Source organism: Rahnella sp. CG8, assembly GCF_023701875.1.
GTDB lineage: Bacteria > Pseudomonadota > Gammaproteobacteria > Enterobacterales > Enterobacteriaceae > Rahnella > Rahnella aceris.
Map to the genome: position 1 here is coordinate 115,889 of NZ_JABAED010000011.1, position 23,573 is coordinate 139,461.

Annotated in this window: 16 protein-coding genes; 3 read left to right on the top strand and 13 right to left on the bottom strand. The window is 55.8% G+C overall.

Translation table 11 applies throughout. The features are described from left to right. Nucleotides 1-60 precede the first annotated feature (60 nt). The 9 genes from HGO41_RS12605 to HGO41_RS12645 all read right to left on the bottom strand — a co-directional run bounded on the left by HGO41_RS12605 (nt 61) and on the right by HGO41_RS12645 (nt 10,832). The gene (locus HGO41_RS12605) at nt 61-1,212 is read right to left on the bottom strand and encodes an alpha-hydroxy acid oxidase (RefSeq protein ID WP_217244113.1); all 1,152 of its coding nucleotides are present in this window, start codon (nt 1,210-1,212) and stop codon (nt 61-63) included. Further along, complete coding sequence (gene hisC / locus HGO41_RS12610; RefSeq protein ID WP_013575477.1) at nt 1,209-2,375, bottom strand: histidinol-phosphate transaminase; 1,167 nt, start codon at nt 2,373-2,375, stop codon at nt 1,209-1,211. Before hisC ends, HGO41_RS12605 begins: the two co-directional genes overlap by 4 nt. A gap of 173 nt (nt 2,376-2,548) precedes the next feature. Then, complete coding sequence (gene hutU / locus HGO41_RS12615; RefSeq protein WP_250981083.1) at nt 2,549-4,237, bottom strand: urocanate hydratase; 1,689 nt, start codon at nt 4,235-4,237, stop codon at nt 2,549-2,551. Nucleotides 4,238-4,294: 57 nt separating this feature from the next. Beyond that, complete coding sequence (gene hutH / locus HGO41_RS12620; RefSeq protein ID WP_250981084.1) at nt 4,295-5,845, bottom strand: histidine ammonia-lyase; 1,551 nt, start codon at nt 5,843-5,845, stop codon at nt 4,295-4,297. Between the two features lie 123 nt (nt 5,846-5,968). Further along, entirely contained in the window at nt 5,969-6,754 is a 786-nt protein-coding gene (locus tag HGO41_RS12625) for an ABC transporter ATP-binding protein (RefSeq protein WP_015689921.1), read from the bottom strand. Then, nucleotides 6,754-7,635: an ABC transporter permease gene (locus tag HGO41_RS12630; protein WP_013575473.1), complete on the bottom strand. Its 882-nt coding sequence runs from the start codon at nt 7,633-7,635 to the stop codon at nt 6,754-6,756. The genes HGO41_RS12625 and HGO41_RS12630 overlap by 1 nt, the downstream gene beginning before the upstream one ends. A 17-nt stretch (nt 7,636-7,652) precedes the next feature. Beyond that, complete coding sequence (locus tag HGO41_RS12635; protein WP_013575472.1) at nt 7,653-8,633, bottom strand: ABC transporter substrate-binding protein; 981 nt, start codon at nt 8,631-8,633, stop codon at nt 7,653-7,655. A gap of 247 nt (nt 8,634-8,880) precedes the next feature. Beyond that, a complete protein-coding gene (locus HGO41_RS12640; protein WP_013575471.1) occupies nt 8,881-9,462 on the bottom strand; it encodes a HutD/Ves family protein in 582 nt (193 codons plus the stop codon). Further along, nucleotides 9,459-10,832 carry a formimidoylglutamate deiminase gene (locus HGO41_RS12645; protein ID WP_013575470.1) on the bottom strand — a complete coding sequence of 458 codons (1,374 nt, stop codon included), beginning with the start codon at nt 10,830-10,832 and terminating at the stop codon, nt 9,459-9,461. Before HGO41_RS12645 ends, HGO41_RS12640 begins: the two co-directional genes overlap by 4 nt. 250 nt (nt 10,833-11,082) lie before the next feature. Here HGO41_RS12645 and hutC point away from each other — a divergent pair, with 250 nt between their 5' ends. The 3 genes from hutC (at nt 11,083) to hutG (ending at nt 14,167) form a co-directional block, all read left to right on the top strand. After that, on the top strand, nt 11,083-11,901 hold the full coding sequence (gene hutC, locus HGO41_RS12650; protein ID WP_013575469.1) for a histidine utilization transcriptional repressor HutC: 819 nt from the start codon (nt 11,083-11,085) through the stop codon (nt 11,899-11,901). A gap of 170 nt (nt 11,902-12,071) precedes the next feature. After that, nucleotides 12,072-13,334, top strand: coding sequence for an imidazolonepropionase (gene hutI / locus HGO41_RS12655; RefSeq protein ID WP_013575468.1), 1,263 nt, complete (start codon nt 12,072-12,074; stop codon nt 13,332-13,334). Continuing rightward, on the top strand, nt 13,331-14,167 hold the full coding sequence (hutG, locus tag HGO41_RS12660; protein WP_013575467.1) for an N-formylglutamate deformylase: 837 nt from the start codon (nt 13,331-13,333) through the stop codon (nt 14,165-14,167). The genes hutI and hutG overlap by 4 nt, the downstream gene beginning before the upstream one ends. 418 nt (nt 14,168-14,585) lie before the next feature. On the opposite strand, the gene HGO41_RS12665 is transcribed toward hutG, so the two are convergent. From HGO41_RS12665 to bcsQ, 4 genes are read right to left on the bottom strand one after another with little or no spacing between them, the layout of a single operon-like run. Continuing rightward, on the bottom strand, nt 14,586-17,876 hold the full coding sequence (locus tag HGO41_RS12665; protein WP_250981085.1) for a cellulose biosynthesis protein BcsC: 3,291 nt from the start codon (nt 17,874-17,876) through the stop codon (nt 14,586-14,588). A 4-nt stretch (nt 17,877-17,880) separates the two neighbouring features. Then, the gene (gene bcsB, locus HGO41_RS12670; protein WP_121019358.1) at nt 17,881-20,220 is read right to left on the bottom strand and encodes a cellulose biosynthesis cyclic di-GMP-binding regulatory protein BcsB; all 2,340 of its coding nucleotides are present in this window, start codon (nt 20,218-20,220) and stop codon (nt 17,881-17,883) included. Then, nucleotides 20,217-22,832: a UDP-forming cellulose synthase catalytic subunit gene (gene bcsA / locus HGO41_RS12675; RefSeq protein WP_250981086.1), complete on the bottom strand. Its 2,616-nt coding sequence runs from the start codon at nt 22,830-22,832 to the stop codon at nt 20,217-20,219. Before bcsA ends, bcsB begins: the two co-directional genes overlap by 4 nt. After that, a complete protein-coding gene (gene bcsQ / locus HGO41_RS12680; RefSeq protein ID WP_013575463.1) occupies nt 22,829-23,572 on the bottom strand; it encodes a cellulose biosynthesis protein BcsQ in 744 nt (247 codons plus the stop codon). The genes bcsA and bcsQ overlap by 4 nt, the downstream gene beginning before the upstream one ends. Nucleotide 23,573: the final 1 nt, after the last annotated feature.

The window sequence follows — 23,573 nt, forward strand, 5'->3', positions numbered from 1 at the left end:
TTTTTGTATTTGACGGGTCTGATGGAAATTCTCTGAAGATGCTTTTGTTATTACTTCAAATCAATAGGGTTGTTGACGCAACAAATGCGGCCCAAGCTGGCGAACCGACGTGCAGCCAAGCTGCGCCATCGTGCGGTCAACTTCCTGCAAAATAATCTCCAGCGCCCGTTGCGCGCCCGCCTCACCGGCTGCGGCGACACCATATAACATCGGTCTGCCGAGCAGCACCGCATCCGCGCCCAGCGCCAGGGCTTTCACCACGTCAGTGCCACGGCGAAAACCGCTGTCGATGAGGATCGTCGCCTGCGAACCGCACAGCTTGCGGATTTCCGGCAGCACTTCCAGTGCACTTACCGAACCGTCGAGCTGACGCCCGCCGTGATTTGACAGCACAATGCCATCGGCTCCGCTCGCAAAAGCGAGCCGTGCATCTTCCGGCGCGAGGATCCCTTTGATCAACAATGCGCCCTGCCACTGGCTGCGGATCCAGCGCAGGGTTTCCCAGTTCAGACGGGTATCCATTTGCTCTGAAAAGTAGCTCGCCCCGCCCGCTCCTCGTTGTTTATCTGCCGGAACGTAGGGTTTGAGATTGCCGAAACCAGGCATTCCTGCCGGTTTTAAGGTTCGCCAGACCCAGCCCGGATGCAGCGCGACATCAATCATGCTCAGCACCGATAGCTTCATCGGCCGCCGGTAATTACGCTTATCTTTTTCGCGGTTACCGAAATGCACCGCATCAACCGAGACCACCAGCGTGGTGCAACCGGCTGCTCTGGCCCGCTCCAGCAGGCTGGTGGTGACGGTCCGGTCTTTGAGCACATACAACTGAAACCAGTGCTGTGGCAGATTTTGTGCCGCGATTTCTTCAAGCGAAGCGGTTGAAACCGTGCTCTGGATATAGGCGATACCCGCGCGTTTCGCTGTACGGGCCAGCATGGTATCCGCGCCGAAACGCAACATGCCGTTATAGCCTGTCGGTGCAATCAGTAACGGTGCAGAAAGCCGCTGCCCGCACACCGTGACGGACAAATCGCGCTGGCTTGAATCGTTCAATACCGGCGGAATAAAGCGCCAGCGGCCAAAAACCTCACGGTTATCCTGCAGCGTTTGCTCATCATCCGCCCCGCCTTCAACATAGCTAAACGCAAAACGGGGCAAGGCGCATTTCGCCCGCCGGCGCAGATCGTCAATGTTCAGCGCAGCACGTTTCACTCCGCCTCCTCCGTCAGGATACGTTTCAGGCTGTCGATAAACTGCCGGTTATCCTGTTCATTACCGATGGACACGCGGATCCAGTTTTCATAACCGGTTTCACGCCAGGGTTTGATAATCACGCCATAAGTAAGCAAGCGTTGTGCCAGTTCCGTAGCCGGGCGGCCGCAATCGAAGAACAGGAAGTTGGCATAGGATGAGGCGACGTTAAAACCGAGCGCGGTAAGTTCGGCCGCCATGTCCTCACGCAGTGCGGTGACCAGCGCAATGCTGTCGCGGACATGCTGTTTATCCTGCAATGCCGCCACGGCAGCCACCTGCGCCGAACGGTTGATGTTGAAAGGTGTCCGCACCCTGTCCAGCAAATTCACCAGTTCAGGGTGACTGGCTAAACCATACCCCACCCGCAGCCCGGCCAGCCCGTACGCTTTCGAGAAAGTCCGCAACACAATCCACGGTCGTGGCTGCTCAGCCAGCACCAGCAGACTGTCAGGATAGGCAGCGTCGGTTTCACAATATTCGAAATAGGCTTCGTCAATCACCAGGACGCAATCCGCTGGCGCAGCATTAATAATACGGGTGAATCCTTCCCGGTTAAGCATGCAGCCCACCGGATTGGACGGGTTGCTGAAAATCAACATTTTGGCCGGTGTGCGCAGTGCGGTTTCCCAGGCTTCAACATCAAATTCCTGCTGTGCATTCACGCCGACCATCGTGACATCCGCCCCCATCATGCGCGGGAAGATTTCGTGTAAACCAAAGGAGGGGATCAGCGTCACAACACGATCGCCGGGGTTAAGAAACGCCAGCGCCAGCATATGCAGAATGTCTTCGGAACCGTTGCCGATAACAATATTTTCGGCTGCCACGCCGGTATCCGCTGCCAGCGCGTCACGCAGCACCGCACTCGATGCATCAGAATAAATCGCACTGAAACGCGCATCCGCTTCTAACGCCACCACCACCTGCGGGCTGGCACCAAGCGGGTTTTCATTACTGGCCAGTTTGGCAATATGAGTCACGCCGTATTTTTTTTGCACAGCATCAGCCGAAAGCCCGGCGTTATAAACGCTCAGTGACCGCGCCCCGGGCCTTGCCAGATTTTTCAGAAGCTGTTGCTGCTTTTTAAATGCCGAATCAAGAACTGCCAGATCTGAAGCCATTACTTACCTCACACTGTAGATATGCTCCCGAGTATGCCGTAAATCAGCGGATTTTTACGCCACTTTTTGCAGCATTTTCCGAATGTTTTTGAAACAAAACGGGCAACGGCCTGCGCCACTGCCCGTGAGGTTTGTTCAATTTAATGTCTCAATGAATTAATCACTTACCATTATTACTTTGCGAGCATTGGCAAATTCAGGTGATGACGTTCAGCACAGTCTTTTGCCTGTTCATAGCCAGCGTCTGCGTGACGCATCACACCGGTTGCCGGGTCGTTCCACAGCACGCGGTGAAGGCGAGCATCGGCTTCCCGGGTACCGTCAGCCACAATCACCATTCCGGCGTGTTGCGAGAAGCCCATCCCGACGCCACCACCATGATGCAGACTGACCCACGTTGCGCCGCCCGCAGTATTGAGCAAAGCGTTCAGCAGCGGCCAGTCGGAAACTGCATCAGAACCGTCTTTCATGGCTTCCGTTTCACGGTTTGGTGAGGCAACAGAACCGGTGTCGAGATGGTCGCGGCCGATAACCACCGGCGCTTTCAGCTCGCCGTTACGTACCATTTCATTGAATGCCAGACCGGCAATATGGCGCTCTCCCAGCCCCAGCCAGCAAATACGCGCCGGTAACCCCTGGAAAGCGATACGTTCGCGCGCCATGTCCAGCCAGTTAATGAGGTTTGCGTTGTCGGGGAACAGTTCTTTCAGTTTGGCGTCGGTTTTGTAGATATCTTCCGGGTCCCCGGAAAGCGCCACCCAGCGGAACGGGCCTTTGCCTTCACAGAACAGCGGACGGATATAGGCAGGCACAAAACCCGGGAAATCAAAGGCATTCTCCACGCCTTCGTCTTTGGCAACCTGACGGATGTTATTGCCATAATCGACCGTCGGAATGCCCATCGCATGAAAATCGAGCATTGCCTGAACGTGTTTGGCCATCGACGCACGGGCAGCTTTCACCACCGCTTGCGGATCTGACAGTCGCGCATCCTGCCATTTTTCCAGGCTCCAGCCTTCCGGCAGATAGCCGTTCAGCGGGTCATGTGCCGAGGTCTGATCAGTGACGATATCCGGGCGCAGACCGCCTTCTTTTGCGCGGGCAACCAGTTGTGGCATCACCTCTGCGGCATTGCCCAGCAGCCCCACGGAAATGGCTTTTTTCTCGGCGCAGGCTTTTTCAATCATGGCCAGCGCTTCATCAATGCTGTGTGCTTTGTAATCGAGATAACGGGTGCGCAGACGGAAATCGATGCGCGATTCCTGACATTCAATTGCCAGTACGCAGGCTCCGGCCAGCACGCCCGCCAGTGGCTGGGCGCCGCCCATGCCGCCCAGACCGGCAGTCAGGATCCATTTGCCGCGCAGGTCGCTGTTGTAATGCTGGCGTCCCGCTTCCGCGAAGGTTTCATAAGTACCCTGCACGATGCCCTGCGCACCGATGTAAATCCAGGAACCGGCGGTCATCTGGCCGTACATCATCAGGCCAGCTTTATCCAGTTCGTGAAAGTGATCCCAGTTTGCCCAGTGCGGCACAATGTTGGAATTGGCAATCAGCACGCGGGGCGCATCGGTATGGGTGCGGAAAACGCCAACCGGCTTGCCGGATTGCACCAGCAGCGTTTCGTCTTCACGCAGCTTGCGTAAACTGTCAAGAATGCCTTCAAACGCCGGCCAGTTGCGCGCTGCTTTACCAATGCCGCCGTAAACCACCAGATCTTCCGGGCGCTCAGCGACATCCGGATCGAGGTTGTTCTGGATCATGCGGTATGCCGCTTCAATCAGCCAGTTCTGGCAGCTCAGTTCCGTGCCCTGTGGCGCACGAACAACGCGGGCAATGGCCGTTTTTTGTGGAGCGTTCATCATCATTTCCTTCTCTGAAATAGGGTGTTTGAATCAATCTTTACAGGACAAAAGTCATCAGCCAAAGCTTGGCAGCAGCGCTTCAATCGCCGCAGGCCAATGCTCGCGGGAAGCCCACAGACGCATCATTTCAACGTCCGGTGCCATCAGGCGGTCTTTTTCAAGAAACGCCACGTTTTCACGGATAGCTTTCATTTCATTTTCCAGCGTCGCTGAACTTTGCAGCGGACGAAGGAAATCAATACCCTGTGCGGCGGCCATCGCTTCAATGCCCACGACCACGCTGGTGTTAAAGCACATGTCACCCAGACGGCGGGCGGCGTAGGTTGCCATGGATACATGATCTTCCTGATTGGCCGAGGTCGGCAGGCTGTCAACGCTGCCCGGATGCGCCAGCGATTTGTTTTCCGACGCCAGTGCCGCTGCGGTTACCTGCGCAATCATAAAGCCGGAGTTCACACCGCCGTCATTGACCAGAAACGCCGGTAAACCGGAAAGCCCGGTATCGAGCAGTAACGCCATACGACGCTCGGAAATCGCGCCGATCTCAGCGACGGCCAGCGCGATGATATCGGCAGCAAAAGCCACCGGTTCGGCATGGAAGTTACCGCCGGAAATCACGTCACCGTTTTCGGAAAACACCAGCGGATTATCAGAAGCGGCATTGGCTTCAATGCGCAGGATACGGGCAGCGTGGTGCAGGTTATCCAGACAAGCCCCCATCACCTGCGGTACACAGCGGATGGAATACGGATCCTGTACGCGGCCGCAATCTGCATGAGACGTGACAATGTCACTCCCGGACAGGATCTCGCTCAGTGCCGCCGCCACCCCAATCTGACCCTGCTGGCCGCGGGCTTCATGAATGCGTGCATCCAGCGGTTTTACGGAACCTTTGATGGCTTCCAGCGACAATGCGCCCGCCACCAGTCCGGCAGAAAATACGCGTTCGGCTTCAAACAGACCGGACAACGCCAGCGAGGTGGAAACCTGTGTGCCGTTAAGCAGGGCCAGCCCTTCTTTCGGCCCAAGTTCAAATGGCTTCAGGCTTGCCGTCGCCAGACCTTCAGTCGCCGACATTTTTTCGCCTTGCACCGTGACCTGCCCCTCACCAATCAGCATCAGGGAGAGATGCGCCAGCGGCGCTAAGTCACCGGATGCTCCCACGGAGCCTTTCTCAGGAATACACGGATAAACACCGGCATTGAACAAGGTAATCAGTGCATCGATCACCTCAATGCGGATGCCGGAATGGCCGCGAGACAGGCTCAGCACTTTGGTCGCCATCACCAGACGCACCACGTTATCCGCCAGATCCTTGCCGATACCGACGCTGTGCGACAACACCAGATTGCGTTGCAGTTCCGCCAGACGCGCCGCCGGAATACGCGTCTGTGCCAGCTTGCCGAAACCGGTATTGATGCCGTAGACCACTTTCCCCGACTCAACAATGCGGGTGACCGTTTCCTGCGACGCCAGCACGCCTGCACGCGCCTCCTCAGCCAGTTCAAGGCGGACATTGCCCTGATAAATCTTGCGCAGCATCGGCAGATCAACATGACCTGGTTGCAGGCGGCAAAGGGTTAACGCATTGGATGAAGAAGCCATAATCTATTCCTGTATAGACAAGTGAAACCGGAAGTAAACCCGGCTAAGGACGCAGCCCGCCGGGCATTTACGCATTACATGACGAATCTACAATCTATTCTGTACAGATGCGGGGCGGTGAAATCAGTGGTCCATTGCCTGCATCGTTTCGGTACGAATTTCTTCGGTAACCCGCGCTTTCAGCGCCATAAATTCCGGCGACGTTTTCAGGGTGTAGTCCCGCGGATGCGGGAAATTAACCGCCACTTCGGTTTTGATCCGCCCCGGCCGGGCACTGAAAATCGCCACCTTATTAGCCATGAAAATCGCTTCGTCGATATCATGTGTCACGAACAACACGGTTTTGCGCGAGGATTCCCAAATCGATAACAGCAGTTCCTGCATCATCACGCGGGTCTGATTATCCAGGGCGCCAAAAGGCTCATCCATCAGCAAAATTTTCGGGTCATTCGCCAGTGCGCGGGCGATGGCGGTGCGTTGCTGCATCCCCCCGGAAAGTTGACGCGGGAAGTGCTGCTCAAAACCCCGCAGCCCGACCTTATTAATAAAGTAGTCGCTGCGCTCTTTTTGCGCTGCCTTACTCACGCCACGCTCCTGCAAACCGAAACGGATGTTCTGTTCAACGGTCAGCCACGGAAACAAGGTATAACTCTGAAAGACCATGCCGCGATCGGCACCGGGGCCGTCCACCTGTTCACCATCGAGCCACACTTCGCCATGCGTTGGCTGATCCAGCCCGGCGACAATGCGCAACAGCGTGGATTTACCACAGCCGGAAGGCCCGAGAATGGTGATGAAGTCGTTTTCATCAACCCGATAATCCACCGGCAACAGCGCCTGCGTTTTCTCGCCCTTCGGGCCGGTAAAAATACGTTCAACCTGACGGACACTCAGTTTCGGATGGCTCATCACAATGAACTCCATACAAACAGCCGACGGTTGGCCGCTTTGAACAACAGATCGGAGAGCAAACCAATGCAACCAATCACAATAATGCCGAAAATCATTTGCCCGGTATTGAGCAGTGCCTGACTGTTAACAATCATGTGTCCGATACCGCTCGAGGATCCGATAAGCTCCGCCACAATGACATAAGTCCATGCCCAGCCGAGCACAAGGCGCAGCAACTCAGCAATTTCCGGTGCCGCACCGGGAATGATCACCCTGCGCACCACACTCTGGTTGGTGGCACCCAGCGTATACGCGGCTTCCACCAGGTCACGCCGCGCTGCCCCCACGGTTACCGCCACCATCAGGGTGATCTGGAAGAAAGAGCCGATGAAAATCACCAGAACTTTCTGCATTTCACCAATACCCGCCCACAGGATCAGCAACGGCACAAACGCTGACGCAGGCAGATACCGGCAAAAGGACACAAACGGTTCGAAAAAAGCTTCGATCAGTTTGTAAGACCCCATGAGGATGCCGAGCGGAACGGCAATGGCGCAGGCCAGAATAAAGCCGCCCAGCACGCGCATCACCGTCATGCCTATATCAGTCGTAAAATCAAAATCGGTAAAGAGTAAAATCCCTTCCTGCAACATGCTCGCCGGGCTGGCGAGGAATGTCGGGGAAACAAGGCCGGTAAACGTCACCAGCGCCCACACAGCAAAAAACAGCACAAAGAAACAGAACCCGAGAAACCAGCGACGCCGCGACGCGACCGGACGCAAAGGCACCATCATCGGGTTATGCCAGACTTTTTTGCTTGCCGGCAACGGTGCCGGCTCGCGTAAGGCTGACTGCGAAGTCATATGTTGTTCTGCTGTCTGGCTGACAGGGCTGTTCATATCGCGGTCCTTCATGGCTATTTCACGTACTTCGCGTCATATAACGTATTGATATCCGGCGTTTTACGCAGAATTTTCATCTCAGTCAGCAGGCGCGCAGCTTCGTTAGTGAAGGTCACAATTTCACCGCTGAAGAATTTCTGATTGGCCTCACGATCCTGCCAGCGCAGATAACTGGATTCTTCTGCAAACTGTTTGCCGGTCTCTTTCACTGCTGCGCCCATGATCTCGTTGGATTTCTCCGGTTCTTTCCTGATCATATCCAGCGCTTCAAAGTAGCTGTTCACCAGCGCCTGAGCGGCTTTAGGATTTTTATCCAGCCAGTCTGGCGTACAGCCCAGCGTGTCCATCACCATCGGATATTCCAGCGTGGTTGCCAGAATCTTCCCTTTATCCGGGCTCTGGCGGATGTTGGAAAGATAGGGTTCATAGGTCACTGCCGCATCATTCTGTCCGGCAATAAAGGCATGCGCAGCGGCATCCGGCCCGAGCGTGGCGAGTTTGACGTCTTTCATCGTCATGCCGTTTTTATCGAGGATCCACGCCAGCAGGAAGTAAGAAGACGTACCCGGTGCATCCACGCTGATGGTTTTGCCTTTCAGATCGGTAATCTTGTTGATACCGCTACGCACCGCGATACCATCTGCGCCGTAAGATTTATCCAGCTGTACGATTTGTTTGATCGGCACCCCGCTGGCGTTCCAGGTTAAATAGGTTTCCACGGTGGTCGCCGCACATTGCAGGGAACCGGAAGCGATGGCCAGATGACGCGACTGCTGCGGCACCATTTTCAGCGTGACATCCAGACCGTTCTTTTTAAAGATGCCCGCTTTGTCTGCCAGGGTCAGTGGTGCGAAACCGGTCCAGCCAGAAATACCAATAGCAACCGGCGTGTTCGCCGCTTGCGCCACGCTGACTGTCACACTACCCAGCGCCACTGCCAGCCCTAACAAAGACAACGAACGCTTCAGTACAGCCCTGGAAATCATGTTGCTCATCTGCCACTCCTGCCAAAGTATCTGTCTCGGGGGAAATGCCTGTGGCAGTGAAAGCCGCAGGCAAATTACGCTACTGTATATTCTTGTCTATACAAGTCAGTCGACAATATTTAAGCAAGCTTTATGCCAGTTTCTGCACATGCACTTTTACAACATTCAGCGCCGGTTATGGGACGTTTTGCGCGGGCTGATGAATCAATTCGGTGCGCGCCATGCTCCCTTTTAGCGCAATCTTGTAAGGTATTTATCAGGTGATCGCCGCCCACAACAGCAGGCATCTCTGTTGCTGAGCAACTGGGGTCAGACTCACGGAACCCTGTTGCGATTGTGCCGCTGTCTCAGACCAGTAATATCCCTCGCCCGCCCTCAGCAGCGGGCCATCCGCCAGTTGCCACATCCCGCTGATGACATAAATCACGCCACCTTTTTCCCGCGTCACCGTCAGGTGTTCACGTGCGGCAATCACCCGTGCAGCACATTCAGTACGTCGCGTCATGATGTTAAAATCAGTTGTCACTCCCCCCAGCAGGCGGGCATGGAGCGCAGTATCACCGCTGAAGGCAAAAGGCTCACCAGCGACAACGAGTAAGTGATCGACATCAGGCTGTGCCTGCAAATGCACACCTTCCCCGCTCAGCAAGGTGATGGAACGGTCAATACCGGGAAATGTCGAGAACGGGCCATCCTGTGCGATGGTGGCAATACTGGCGCGCCAGTCAAAATCATGGCCACCGGCAGGGAAACTGAAGATTTCGCGGGTTTCGCCACCGCCGTTACGCCACGGGCTGACCGGCAGGTCATCGAAGGTGAAATGTTGCCAGGCAATCATGCAACGTCCCCCGCCAGCTGACGGAGAAGCGCGAGGAAATCCGCCGCCGCAGCCTGTTGTTGTTCATGCTGGCCGTTCACAATGCGCGCAATACCGCCGACATACACATCACGGATCTGCCCGGTATTACCGGCGAACAGCCAGCGGTTGAGCAGTTCACTGTTTTTTGCGGCGGCAAGATAGGGGTCCTGCCCGTCGAGCACCAGCCAGTCGGCACGATACCCCGCAGAAAGCTGCCCGATAGCCGCGCCGCAAGCCTGTGCACCGCCCTGTAATGCCTGCGTATACAGCACATCGCCTACAGAATTTTGCGCAGAGGTCGTCAGCCGGTTACGTCGTTGGTCACGCAGGCGTTGCCCGTATTCAAACCAGCGCAGTTCTTCAACCACGTTCAGGGAGACATGGCTGTCGGAACCGATCCCCCATCGACCTGACTGCGCCAGATAATCGACGCCGGGGAAAATGCCATCGCCCAGATTAGCCTCGGTGGTCAGACACAACCCCGCGACCGCCCCGCTGTTTGCCATGCTCGCCAGCTCGAAACGGTCAGCGTGCGTGGCGTGGATCAGACACCAGCGGGAATCAATATCCAGATTGTCATACAGCCAGGAAATCGGGCGCTGCCCGCTCCAGCCCAGACAATCGTTCACTTCTTTCTGTTGTTCGGCGATATGAATATGCACCGGCAGGTTTTTATCTGCGGACTGCAACACCTGCTGCATTTGTTCCAGCGTGACTGCGCGCAGGGAATGGAAGCACAACCCCTGATTTTGCAGGCTTTTACCGCTGAGTTGTTTGCGGATAATTTCCTGTTGTTTGAGGTAACTGTCCGTATCCTGAATAAACCGTTTCTGTCCGGCCTGTGCCGGTTGCGCGCCAAATCCGGCGTAACTGTAAAGCACCGGCAGCATGGTCAGTCCGATGCCGGTTTGTGACGCGGCTTCACTCAGATGGGCAGTCATTTCACCGTGGTCGGCATAAGTCTGACCGCTGATGTCGTTATGCAGATAGTGGAATTCAGCCACCTGCGTGTAACCCCCTTTGAGCATTTCGATATACAACTGACGGGCAATGACACCCACCTGCTCAGGTGTGAGGCGCTGCACCATGCGATACATCAGGTCACGCCAGGTCCAGAAGCTGTCCTGCGGATCACCGGCGACTTCCGCCAGCCCGGCCATCACCCGCTGAAAGGCGTGCGAATGGAGGTTCGGCATGCCCGGAACCACCGGACCGGAAAGGGGAAGACACCCCTGCGCATCGTTGTCCGGGGTCACCGCAGTCAGCATTCCGGCTGCATCGACGTCCAGCCGCACGTTATGCGCCCAGCCATCTGAAAGTAAGGCGCGTGAAGCAAAATAAGCAGGCATAACAGCATCATTCCTGAACAGTAAGAAGAAACATAAATGCAATTTTACGGAAACAATTGCAAAACTTTTAACCGACTTGTCTATACATATACATATGCCTGATTGCGCTGTAAACTTGCAACAACCCTTTTTTTTATAAATTTAGTTTTCCGTCACGCCCTTTCCGTTTACTTTCCACTGATGGAAAATGCCGGGCGAACAGGCAAGCTTTCCCAATATTTCTGGAATTTCATTGAGTGAGGTAAGAGACATGTCGGAGCCCACACCACTTTCTCAAAATGGTGCCGCGCCACATCAGGTCACACAACAACAGGGCGTGTCGCAGCAGACATTGTCCGAACTGGCGGCCGCGATGAGCGATACACCCGCACCGATTTATCAGCGGGTGAAACAGGCGATCATCAGCCAGATCCGCGCCGGCGTCTGGAAACCGCATCAGCGGGTACCTTCTGAAAGTGAGCTGGTCAATGAAATTGGCGTCAGCCGTATGACCATCAACCGTGCTTTGCGTGAACTGACCAGCGAAGGTTTTTTGATCCGCATGCAGGGTGTCGGCACGTTTGTGGCCGAAGCCAAGGCCTACACGCCGATGCTGGAAGTGCACAACATTGCCGATGAAATTGCCCAGCGCGGTCATCGCCATGACAGCAAGATTCTGGTGTGTGAAGCGCGGCTGGCGGATGCCGATCAGGCGCTGCAACTGGGTATCGCCACTGGCACGATGATGTTTTATTCGCAAATTGTTCATTACGAAAACAACGTCGCGGTGCAGATTGAAGACCGTTTTGTGAACCCGGAAACCGCACCCGATTATCTGCAACAGGTGCTGAACAAGCAGACGCCCTATACGTACCTGATGGAAATCGCGCCGCTGACGGCGGGTGAACATCGCGTTGAAGCCATCAGTGCCAGCGATGAGCAACGCGAGCTGTTGCAACTGAATGAACATGAGCCTTGTCTCCTGATCCACCGCCGGACCTGGAGCGGCAGCCGCGTAGTGACTTCCGCGCGCCTGATTTACCCGGGTTCCCGCTATCAATTATTTGGACGTTTCACCAGCCACGGCTGATTCCGGCACACCTTAATGGCGGCTTTGTACGGCCGCTATCTCTTCGTTCAAATTTTGGAAGACGTCTCGTAATAAGAAAAAACTATCGCCGGGTGCCTTGCCGGTTTAACGGTTATGCGTTAGGTTGACTTTAGTTGTCTATACAAGATGAATTCAGCCTGGAGCCTGTCATGCCGGTAGCGATATCCCCTTCTTTTTCTTCCGAACCCCCTTCCCGTTGTGACAGCGTATGGCGCGGTGCCACGCTGGTCACCATGCAGGACGGCCATTACAACCTGATTGAAAACGGGGCGATTGCTGTCGCAGGCGGGAAAATCGTCTGGACCGGCCCTGCCGCAGATTGTCCGGTTTTCGCAGGCGCCACACAGCATGAATTCAGCGGCGGGATCATCACGCCGGGCTTTGTTGACTGCCATACGCATCTGGTATTTGGCGGCGACCGCAGCGCAGAATTTGAACAGCGGCTGAACGGCGTCAGCTACGCAGAAATCGCCGCAGCCGGTGGGGGAATTCTTTCCACCGTCAATGCCACGCGCGAGGCCACCGAAGATGAACTTCTGGCTCAGGCGTTGTTCCGCTTACAACCCCTGCTGGCCGAAGGCGTAACCTGTGTTGAGATTAAATCGGGTTACGGGCTGAGTGTAGAGAGCGAGCTGAAGATGCTGCGGGTGATCCGCCGGTTAGGTGTCATGCTGCCAGTCGAGGTGAAATCCACCTGCCTTGCCGCTCATGCCCTGCCGCCGGAATTCAAAGGACGCGCTGATGACTATATTGACCTCATCTGCGACACATTATTACCGGTGGTTGCCAGTGAAAATCTGGCCGACGCCGTCGATGCCTTTTGTGAACATCTGGCATTCTCACCGGCACAGGTTGAACGGGTGTTTAATGCCGCAAAAACCTTAGGTTTACCGGTTAAATTACACGCCGAACAACTGTCTTCCCTGCATGGTAGCGCCCTGGCTGCACGACATCATGCGCTGTCAGCCGACCATCTGGAATACGCCACAGCAGAAGATGCTCAGGCAATGGCCGCCAGCGGCACCGTCGCCGTATTACTGCCGGGGGCCTATTATTTGCTGCGCGAAACACAATGCCCGCCGGTGGATGAGTTCCGCAAACATCGGGTGCCGATGGCGCTGGCCAGTGATGCCAATCCGGGCACATCGCCTGCGCTTTCATTGCGTCTGATGCTGAACATGGGATGTACCTTGTTCCGCCTGACGCCTGAAGAAGCGCTGGCCGGGATCACCTGCCATGGTGCACGTGCGCTGGGTTTACAGGACACGCACGGCACGCTGGAAGCGGGCAAAGTCGCTGACTTTATACACTGGCCACTGTCGCGTCCTGCCGGGCTGGTTTACTGGCTGGGCGGTCAGTTGCCCTGCACTGTTGTTTTTCGTGGAGAAGTACGAGGAGAGTTCCGTTCATGAGCCTTTCAACTGCCAATGTTATCGCTGAACCGTACCATTTTATCCAGGGGACAGCGCCGTTACTGATCAGTATCCCTCACGCAGGTACACATCTGACGCCAGAAGTCGCCAGCAGTCTGAGCGAAGCCGCCCTGCCGCTTTCCGATACCGACTGGCATATCCCGCAACTGTACGATTTTGCGCGCTCACTGGGTGCCAGCATTCTGGTTGGCCAGTATTCACGGTTCGTTATCGATCTCAACCGGCCTTCCGACGATAAACCGCTGTATACCACTGCCACCACGGGTTTGTATCCCGAGACGTTATTTGATGGTCGCGCGACCTTCAAACCAGGCATGACGCCGACAAATACCCAACGCCAGCAATATTTGGATCAAATCTGGCAACCGTATCACCAGAAAATCCAGTCAGAACTGGCGCGCATGAAACAGGAATTCGGTTATGCACTGCTGTTTGATGCGCATTCCATTGCATCGGTGATCCCGCGTCTTTTCGACGGCCAGTTACCGGATCTCAACCTCGGCACCAACAGCGGCGCAAGCTGTTCACCGGCGCTGAGTGAAATCCTTGAGAGAACCTGCCAGCAACAAACCCGCTTCAGCCATGTGCTTAATGGCCGTTTTAAGGGTGGATATATCACGAGGGCTTACGGCCAGCCTGATGTGGATATTCACGCTGTTCAGCTTGAGCTGGCGCAGGTGAATTACATGGAGGAGATGGAGCCATTTGCCTACTCGCCTGATAAGGCGGCTGAATTGCAGGTGTTATTGAAACAGTTGCTGGAAGGAATGGTGAGATGGGGGACGGACAGGTATAAACAAAGCGCTGTTTAATTTCGCTTTTCGCTGGCCGCTAAGGCTTGATCGAGATTATTTCGGTTTCTCAATTGTGGTTATCACCCGGCCTTTCGCGCCGAAATTGTTTTGTTTTTTTAAAAGCCAGGGGCGATTCAGAAATCTTGCTGAACGGAGCGGCCTGGAGACCAAAGGCTCCAGGACCGAGTGAAGGAACCGCAACGCGGCAAGATTTCCAGCCTGTCGCCTTGGTTCCTGAAACATAGCCAGCGAGCGAAGCGCGCAGTGAAAAAGCGCGGGAGTCCAGAGGGCGCGCGCTTACGCGTCCTCTGGGCCAGTTTGGGCGGCGAGCCCAAGGTCTTGAGGTTTAACCGCCATAACCGCTGTTAATAAACCGAAATTGTCTCGATCAAGCCCTCGCTGCAAGCGAAAAACCGCCCTAATGCCCGGTCTGGCATTATTTAAAGTCCGCATACGGCACTAACGGTTCCGGCGGCATATCCAGATCCCCTTGCCAGCCGCTCATCGAATATCTCGCGTAGAGCAGAAAGTGGCTTGGCGTGTAATCCTTCGCCTGCTGAATATCAATCCCCCCGCCGACGGTCCAGTGAGAACTGACGCGCCGTTCGAGCAGTGCCTGCAATGTATAGCCAAAACCGGATCCACTGCTGCCGGTTTCGATAGCATTTTTATCCGGTAATGAATCCGGGATCAGATTCTGGATCGGATAGCGTTTCTGATCGCTGGTTGAGGAGCGCGACCAGGAGACCGAACCGCCAAGCTGCCATGACCAGTTCTCCGTGCGCTGGCGATAACTGACCGGTACGGAGAGTGAGAAGTATTGCTGCGGGCTGTAGTAACCGCCCTGTCCCAGCGTGTAACCGCTGAGATCTTTCTGGTAATGCCAGAGCATGGAGCTGAGCCCCACCGTGGCGCGGCGGTTATCTTCGTTAATGACTTTGTAGTAATAGCCCCCCATCAGGCGTTCGCGGGTGTTGTCTTCGACATTTTCACCGGTCAGCTGATGCGCGCTGAGATCAGCCCACACGCCGTTAGCCTGCCCCTGATCGTAACTTAATCCCAGGCTGGCACCGGTCGCGCGAACGCCGCCCCAGGTGGTGCCGGTACCCGGATCTTTTGCGCCCGCGAAAGAAAGTAACGAACTGGAAACCGGACGGCGCGACACCGTGGTCGTCCAGCCGATATCGCCCCAGTCACCGCTGTAAGCCAGCCCGCCGACCCAGTCTACAACCGGGAAACCCAGTGGCGTGGTGCCTAAATCGCCTTTCCACTTGTCATTTTCCCATCCTGCGCCAAGGCTGACGCCATTGGCGTTCTGGCTGCGGTAACGGCGGCAGTTTTGATCGCTACAGGTCCCAAAACTGGCTTCGTAATTACCGTCTTCGTTATCAAAGGTTCCGGCATCCATCCGCACCCAGTCGGCCCGCAGGAATCCGCGCCCCTGATAAACCGGCATATCCGCCTGCAACATGGTGGTGTTGGCCGTGAGATCAGATTTCCCCGGCGTGCCGCTTGATGTCCACGAATCGGTGTCCAGCGTGAAATTCACATCCTGCTGACGGTACAGATCATGCGCGTCTGAACGGATACCGCGTTTCAGCCAGTCATCCGTGGCATTGTTGCGGGTCAGGCGCGTATAGCTGTCGTTATCTTCTGGGACTTGACCGGTGATGCCGCTGGCGACCATCGCCTGTGCGTAATCCTGACGCGCCGTTTGTGGCTGTCCGAGTTGCTGCTCAAGGTTGGCGGCGTTGCGATAAATCAGCGCCTTGTCTTGTCCGTCCGGCTGCGAACGCGCAGCCGTTTTCAAGGGTTGTAACAGCGCCGCCGCTTTGGTGGTTTCACCGACATCACGCCAGGCCATGGCGACCTGTCGTTGCTGATTCAGGCTGAGTTCATGCAGATCAGCCTGCTGCAACTGCTGTTTCGCCTGCGAGGTATTACCGGCAGCAAGGGAAGTATCAATGGCGGTCAGGGTTTTACCGAGCTGAATGCGCTGCGCCATTTCGCGCATGTTGTCGTCCCATTTCGCCTGCGGCAAGGTATTAAGATGGCGCAGTGCGGCGTCGTCACGATCGGAACCGGACAGATACAACGCATAAGCGTAAACCTGTTGCGGATCCACCGGACGCTTCGCCGCAAGCTGTGCAAAAGTCGCATCCGCCTGCGCCGTATCACCCGCCTCACGCAGGGCACTGGCATAATGGTAGGTCGTCCAGACATCGTCCGGATTGAGTTTCAGCACCTCGCCGTAGCGGTTCGCAGCCTGATTCCAGTTGTGTTCGGCGGCATATTTTTGCGCCTGCGCAGTGACAACGTCACTTTGCAGTCCACGCTGTTTATCGCTGAGTTTCGCCTGCGATGCACCAGGCAATGAATTAATGTAATCCAGCGCTTTTTGCGGCGACTGACGCTGATAGATATTCGCCAGCCCGCGCTGGGCGCTACTGTTATCGTGCTCCAGCTTCAGTGCGCGACGGTAAGCCTGCTCCGCCTGCGTGTCATTTTTGCGCTCAACCGCCACATCCCCAAGCCCGATCTGCGCCCACGGGTCGCGGGAGTCCAGACGTTGCGCCTGGTTGTAAGCCGCTTCGGCCTGATCAAGCAGCCCGGTTTTCAATGCCTTATCGCCCTGCTCGATTTTCAGCCAGTAGCTGTTGGACCGGATCAGGCTGTTCCATTTACCCGCGTTATAGCCATCTGTTTCGGCGGCTTTCGCCCGCTGAAACAAAGTCAGCGCCTGCTGGCGGTTACCGGCGCGGGAATAAGCCAGCCCCATCGCACCGAGGACTTCAGCATCGTCAGGTTGCGCCTGCAATGCCTGCTTCAGCGGCGCAATCGCGCCGGTGGAACCACCATTATTAATCTGCGCCAGACCACGGAGTCGCGCCTGATAACGCGGATCGGCCAGTAACGCCTGCTGGCGCTGAAGTTCCTGCTGCGCGGCAATCACCTGCGGACCGGTGTCGAACGTGGCGATAAACTGTTGCAAGGCATCGACGCTCGGGTTGCCCACAGGCTGGTCCTTAATCTTCTGCAGCCATAAATCAGCGGCCGGAGAACGCCCTTCATTGGTGGCGGCGATTTGCTTAATCAGCCCGACAGCTTTGGCGTTATCCCCTTCGTCAAACGCCATCTGCGCCAGTTGCAGACGTAACTGCACATCACCCGGATACTGATTATTCAGCGCCTGAAGCTGTGCCTGCGCACGGGCTTTTTGCCCTGGCAGCCGCGCAATAAGTTGCCAGTATTCTACTGCCAGATCCAGCGTTGGCGGCTGGCCACCAAACAACTCATCATATTGCGCTTTGGCTTCATCGAGCCGCCCTGCCGTTGCCAGTAACCGCGTCTGCTGGAGTTTTTGCTGCATTTCCGGGGAGGCGATTTTCAGGCTCAGCTGCGCCTGCCGGTATTCATCCGAACCAGGCGAAACCTGTTTAATTTTTTCCAGTTGCTGCTGTGCCTTGGCCTGATCGCCTTCGCGGAGAAGCAAACGTAAACGGGCGGACATGACTTTCGGGTTTTGCGGATCCATTAATTCCAGGCGAAACAGGGACTGACGCACCAGATCGTCCTGATGACTGGCTTCACCGACCCGCACCTGTTCCAGTAACCATTGTTCCGGTGAAACAACGGGGGCTGCAACCGCAGGCGCAGCCAGCAAGGCCAGCCCTATCGTCAGGGCCAGTCTGCTGCGCAAAAACAGATTTGTGCGCTGTGTGTTCACGAACTTATTCCTGGTCATCATCAGACAGACGACGACGGGCCAGAGAACGCAAACCGGTCCACAACAGGATTGCTGCCAGAATCACCACGATCACCGCCATAACCGCCAGCAATACCGGATGGTTCGCCAGGGCGTTCCATACCCGCTCCCACCACGGCAAATGGCCAGCATAATAGGTATCGCCGACTTTCAGACTGCTGACGCCGGAATCACGCACCACCGCCACCGAGCCAAAGACCTGCGCCCTCTGTTTGCTATCCTGCATCGACTTGTTCAGCATTTCGAAGCCCTGCTGACCGTTTGCCATCAGCGCGACCACGCTGCGCTGATCAAAGTACGGCGACTGTAACCCGACAACCGCCGCAATCGGGCCTTGCGCACTGATTTGCGCGCTGGCATCCACCCGCGCATCGCTGGCCGGTGCCGTGTTATCCGGTAACGACGTCTGGCGGACTGGCGTATTCACCGCATCGCGCGCTGCCTCGATCAGTAAGCTGGCCTTTTTCTCATCGCGCATGCTGTCGTCACGCAAATCCGCAGGCAGATTGCCGATCACCAGCAGATCGGCGTCGGTGGATTTTGCTTTTGCCGCATCTTCGGTCAGCCCCACGCCAAGCGCCGGATAACCGGTGAGTGCGCCAATATTGCCCATCGTATCAAGCAGCGTGGTTAACTGAACCGGTTGCGGTTGCGGCTGAACCACAAGCAACGTCTGGGATAAATCCGCCAGGCGGCTGAACGGGAAACCGGCGTTGGCGAAGGCGCGCAAGTCAGGCATCGCCATGAAATGGCGGTAACCGGAGAAGTCGATAGTGGAGCTGTCATCTATCACCACATGATTTGGCACGGTGTTATAGGTTTCACAGCGCCCTTCGGTGCCGCTCGCCAGCAGCGAGGTGTAGTCAAAATCGAAGCGCATCTGGTTAACCGCACCCAGTTTCAGCGCGGGAATATTCAGGTCTTTGCTGCCATCCAGCAGCCCCTGTAACAGGGACAGATGCAGTAATTGTGAATCCTCATCGTGTCCGGTTTTCAGGGTCAGATCCTGCACAAACTGGTTATTCAGGCTGATGCTCAGGCGAGAAGTGTTTTTCAGCTGTGGCGAGGTATAACGGTACTTCAGCCGCATATCGATACCGGAGCTGTTAATCAGGAACAGATCCGGCGGCAGATTAATGTTGAGCGTGATCGGATTCGGCTGGATGCCGTCAGACTGTAACTGTTCCGCATACTGTTTCAGTTCGCCAAAATTCATCGGGCGATCGGTACGCACCCAGTTTGGCGCGTCATACGGCTGGCGTGGCTGGATCCTGTCCACTTTATCGACGCCGATCGTTTCGCCACGAAACAGGATATTCCCCTGCGCAATGCCTTTTACTGCCGTCAGTAAGTCCTGATCATCACGACCGAGGATCAGCAGCATTTTGATGTACGGATTATCCGGGCGGCTGATCATCTGCACCACCGGCCCTTTCACCGGCGGCAATTCTTTGAGGAAATCAGGGCGTTTGCCATTGGTTGCAAACACCACCGCGTGGCCGTCCGGCAACTGGTTATACAACGTCGGGAAGGATTGCCCGCGCCACTGGGCTTTGGTGCCGAACCAGGAGGCCAGAATCGCCGCTGCCTGTTGCTGGCCGGCATCCGGAGACGTGGCAAAGACCATCGGCAGGCTCAGCGGACGACTGTCGCGCGCATCAAAGAACGGTACCGGGAAATGTGCCAGATCGTTGCTCAGCGGCAGTTTCTGATATTGCAGGCTAAGCGAACTGCCCTTGCCGATTTCCAGCCACAGGGTGGTGTTCGCCGGGTTTTCACAGACGTTCTGGTAGTGACCAATAAACTCCAGACGGATGCGGTTGAAGTCGGTGACATAACGCGGGTCAATGGTCATCTGCAGGTGATTTTTCTTGCCGAGCTGGTCTTTATCAATCACTTCAACGCCCATCAGTTGGTCGTTGAGATACACCTTAAGATGCGACTGAACCGGGATCAGCGATGGCGACGGCGTGAACTCGAGATTCAGTGTGGCCTGTGTCACGACTTCGTCACTGCGCACACCGAACTCAATCTGTCCGTTCGGCTGAATACCGCGCAAGGTGATGGCACCCGGCCGCGGTGCCACATCGGCAAAAGGTAATGTCACGCTGCGCACCGGCGCACCCGGAATAATCATCGGGTTTACCGCAGGCGCCACCATCGGCAGGGTCACTTCAGGCGCAGGCATGGCGTTGCCCGGTAAAACCGGTGCAGGCGCCTGTTCACTGAAGGCCGGAGCCACAGAACCCAACGCCAATGTCATCAAGGCAGATGCCATAAAAGTGGTTAACGGAAGTCTTTTCATTGTTTTGTCATCATCAGGTTGTATTCATCAGGCTGAACGGCAAGCGGCGGATTACGCGGAGCGAAAGACAGCAGCCAGCGGCCAAACGTTCGGGTTCCGGACGCCAGCGGACGGTAGCGTTGCGGGGCGATGTCCAGCATCCGCAGATAGCCACGGATCCCCAACCCCAGCACCTCACGCAGGCTTTCCATCGGTTTGTCTTCAGGGAAGTTGTCTTCGCGTAATACCCAACTGTCGGCCCGGGCAAACGTACATTGGATGAAATCGATATGTTGTTGGGTGGTTAATGGCAGTAACTGCATGCCGATGCTTTCACCAAACACGCGGCTGATCTGCATCGGGAAGGTATATTCCTGTTGTCCACGGTGAAGCAGTAACGTGACGTTGTCACCGGCATGAAACTGGCTTGCGCTCTGGGTTTCCAGTCCGACACCGTTGTCGGAGTAGTCCTGAATGGTGCAGACATAAATGTGTCCGTCGGGTTTTAACAGTGACGCGGGCATTCTGGCTTCTACACGATGTGCCTGACGCACCTGTTTGGATTCGAACGCCACGGCAATCGCCCCGCCCAGAATAATCATGTTGTAAATCACCCACGCCATACTCACCAGCACCGTCAGGATTTCATCCGGGCGGCCATAGACAATGCGGTAGGCACCGAAGAATAAACCGGCCAGATTGAGCAACATCAGGATTTGATACGGGCGGCTGATTTTCCAGTCAACGTAAGCGTGCTTATTCAGGCCGCCTTTGGCCGTGACGTTGAAAGCCCCGGCATGCGGATTAAACAACGCCACGGTGGTCGGCCTGGCGATATACCAGGCCAGCACGGTTTCGTAGATTTCATTCCAGAACGAATGGCGGTATTTGCCCTGTACGCGGGAGTTAGTCAGGCTGGCATGGATCATGTGCGGCAAGACATACAGTGCGATGGCAACGGCCGGTGCATAAATGATGTAAGCATGCAGCAGCAGAAACGCCAGGGGCGCTGTGAGGAAGATCAGGCGCGGAATACCGGCCAGAAAATGCAACATGGCGTTGGCGTAACACAACCGTTGCGCCAGCTTCAGCCCTTTACCAAACATCGGATTGTCGAGGCGGAATATCTGTACCATGCCGCGCGCCCAGCGGATCCGCTGGCTGATGTGAGCAGAGAGGCTTTCTGTCGCCAGCCCCGCCGCCTGAGGAATACGAATATACGCCGACGTGTAACCGTGGCGGTGCATCCGCAGAGACGTGTGCGCATCTTCAGTGACCGTTTCTACGGCGATACCGCCGATTTCATCAAGCACATCGCGGCGCAATACGGCGCAGGATCCACAGAAGAAACTGGCATCCCACAGGTCGTTGCCGTCCTGCACCAGTCCGTAAAACAGTTCGCCTTCGTTTGGCGTGCGGCGCATACGGCCCAGATTACGTTCGAACGGATCGGGCGAGAAAAAATGATGCGGCGTTTGCAACATGCTGAGTTTTTTATCTTTAAAGAACCAGCCGACCGTCAGTTGCAGGAAAGAACGGGTCGGCACGTGGTCGCAGTCAAAAATCGCCACAAGCTGGCTTTTCGCCTGTTTCAGTGCGTTATTGATGTTGCCCGCTTTGGCATTTTCACGCGTTTCACGGGCGATGTATTTCACACCAATTTCATGGGCAAAATCGGCGAATTCCTGCCGGTTGCCGTCATCAAGCAGATAAATGGTCAGTTTGTCCCGGGGCCAGTCGAGACCCAGCGCGGCGTACAGCGTCGGTTTCACGACGCTGAGATCTTCGTTATACGTCGGGATCAGCAGATCCACCGTCGGCCACGTCGAGACATCCGCAGGCATCGGCACCGGTTTACGGTTGAGCGGCCAGAGGGTCTGGATATAGCCCAGCACCAGCACCGTCCAGGAATAGGTTTCGGCACCTAACAGAAGCAGGCCGCAAATCAGACTCAGCGGATCTTCCCAGTTCAGCGTTGAGGTGTAGCGCCACCATAAATAACGGCAGGAAATGGTCAGCGACAACACGATCATCATCAGCGCCGGGAAGCGGCCCGGAATACGGCGAATAATCATCGCAATGCTCCACAGCAGCACCACGAAGACGAACTGTGCGATGTAACTAAAAGGCTGAGAAATACAGAACATCGCCAGGGTGAGCGCCACCAGTGCGGTCATCCAGACCAGAATACGTTTACCGAGACGGCTCATTTTGCCGATACGGCGCGTGACCTTAATTTCCAGCGGACTGTGTGTGACCTGTTCAGGTAATAATTCGAGCCACAAATGGACTTTTTTGCGCAACTGCTGTGGCCAGCGGGTGTGAATCACACGTCCGCGCCGGCTTTCAGCAGGCAGGATGATCAGCAACCACAGGCTTTGCACGATATAGCGCAGCGGATCGGCCAGACGCGGGCGCGACGGCGAAATTTGCGGATACCAGCGGGTGCGTTGTGCTTTAGCACGCTGCCAGACTGGGGATTCAAAACGCAAAAACAGCCAGCTAAGCGCCACGCAGAAAATCATTACGCCAGCGGCGGTCCGTGAGGAGTGGCTGGCGCGATAGTACCGGTAGCGGTTTTGTAATTCGAAAACTACCGGCGGCACCAGAAACAGGTTGAGCACGCGGTTCATTTTTCCGGACTCCGCCCCATTGTCTGGCTATGCACATCCCCTGAATGGCGCAAATGCAGCAGGAACCAGTTCGCCAGCGTGTTAATTTCGCGACTGATTTTACTGTTACTATTCCATTCCCCTGCCGGTTGTTTCGCCGCCAGTGACTCCGCCATGGCTTCGTCGCGGTGCAGAATTACCGGAATCAAAACGGGCAAAGTTTCCTGCCATAACAGCAAAATATCCTGCTGTAACTGACTGGAAGGAATGAACTGATTGAGCAGATAGCGCCCGTTGGCTGGCAGCACATACTGATGTAAACGGGTGTGTGACTGGGTATCGGCGTGGAGAAGCACTACCGTACTGTCGGCAATTTTTTGCGCGGTAAGCGGATCGGCTGCCGGAGAGTCGATCAGGATCCAGTCATATACGCCGGTATTTTTAAGCTGAGTGATCGCCTTTTGCCAGTCAAAATCCGGCTGACTGGCGTCGCCGGTCGTGGCATGCCCGTAAGGCAGGAAATCAAGATGAGAGTGGTAACGCAGTGCGGAGTTTTGCCACGGCTCTCCTGTATTGTGCGCATAGCGCCATCCGCGAGCCTGAGCGAAAGGCATACCAAAGTGCAATCGCAGTAAGTTTTCCGGTGAAAAGTCGATGACCAGAACCTTTTCATTTAATTGCGCAAGACCCCAGGCCAGCGCAGCCGTGACTGAAGTGGTGCCCGTACCGCCACGAATTCCCTGTAAGGCAATGACAGCCATA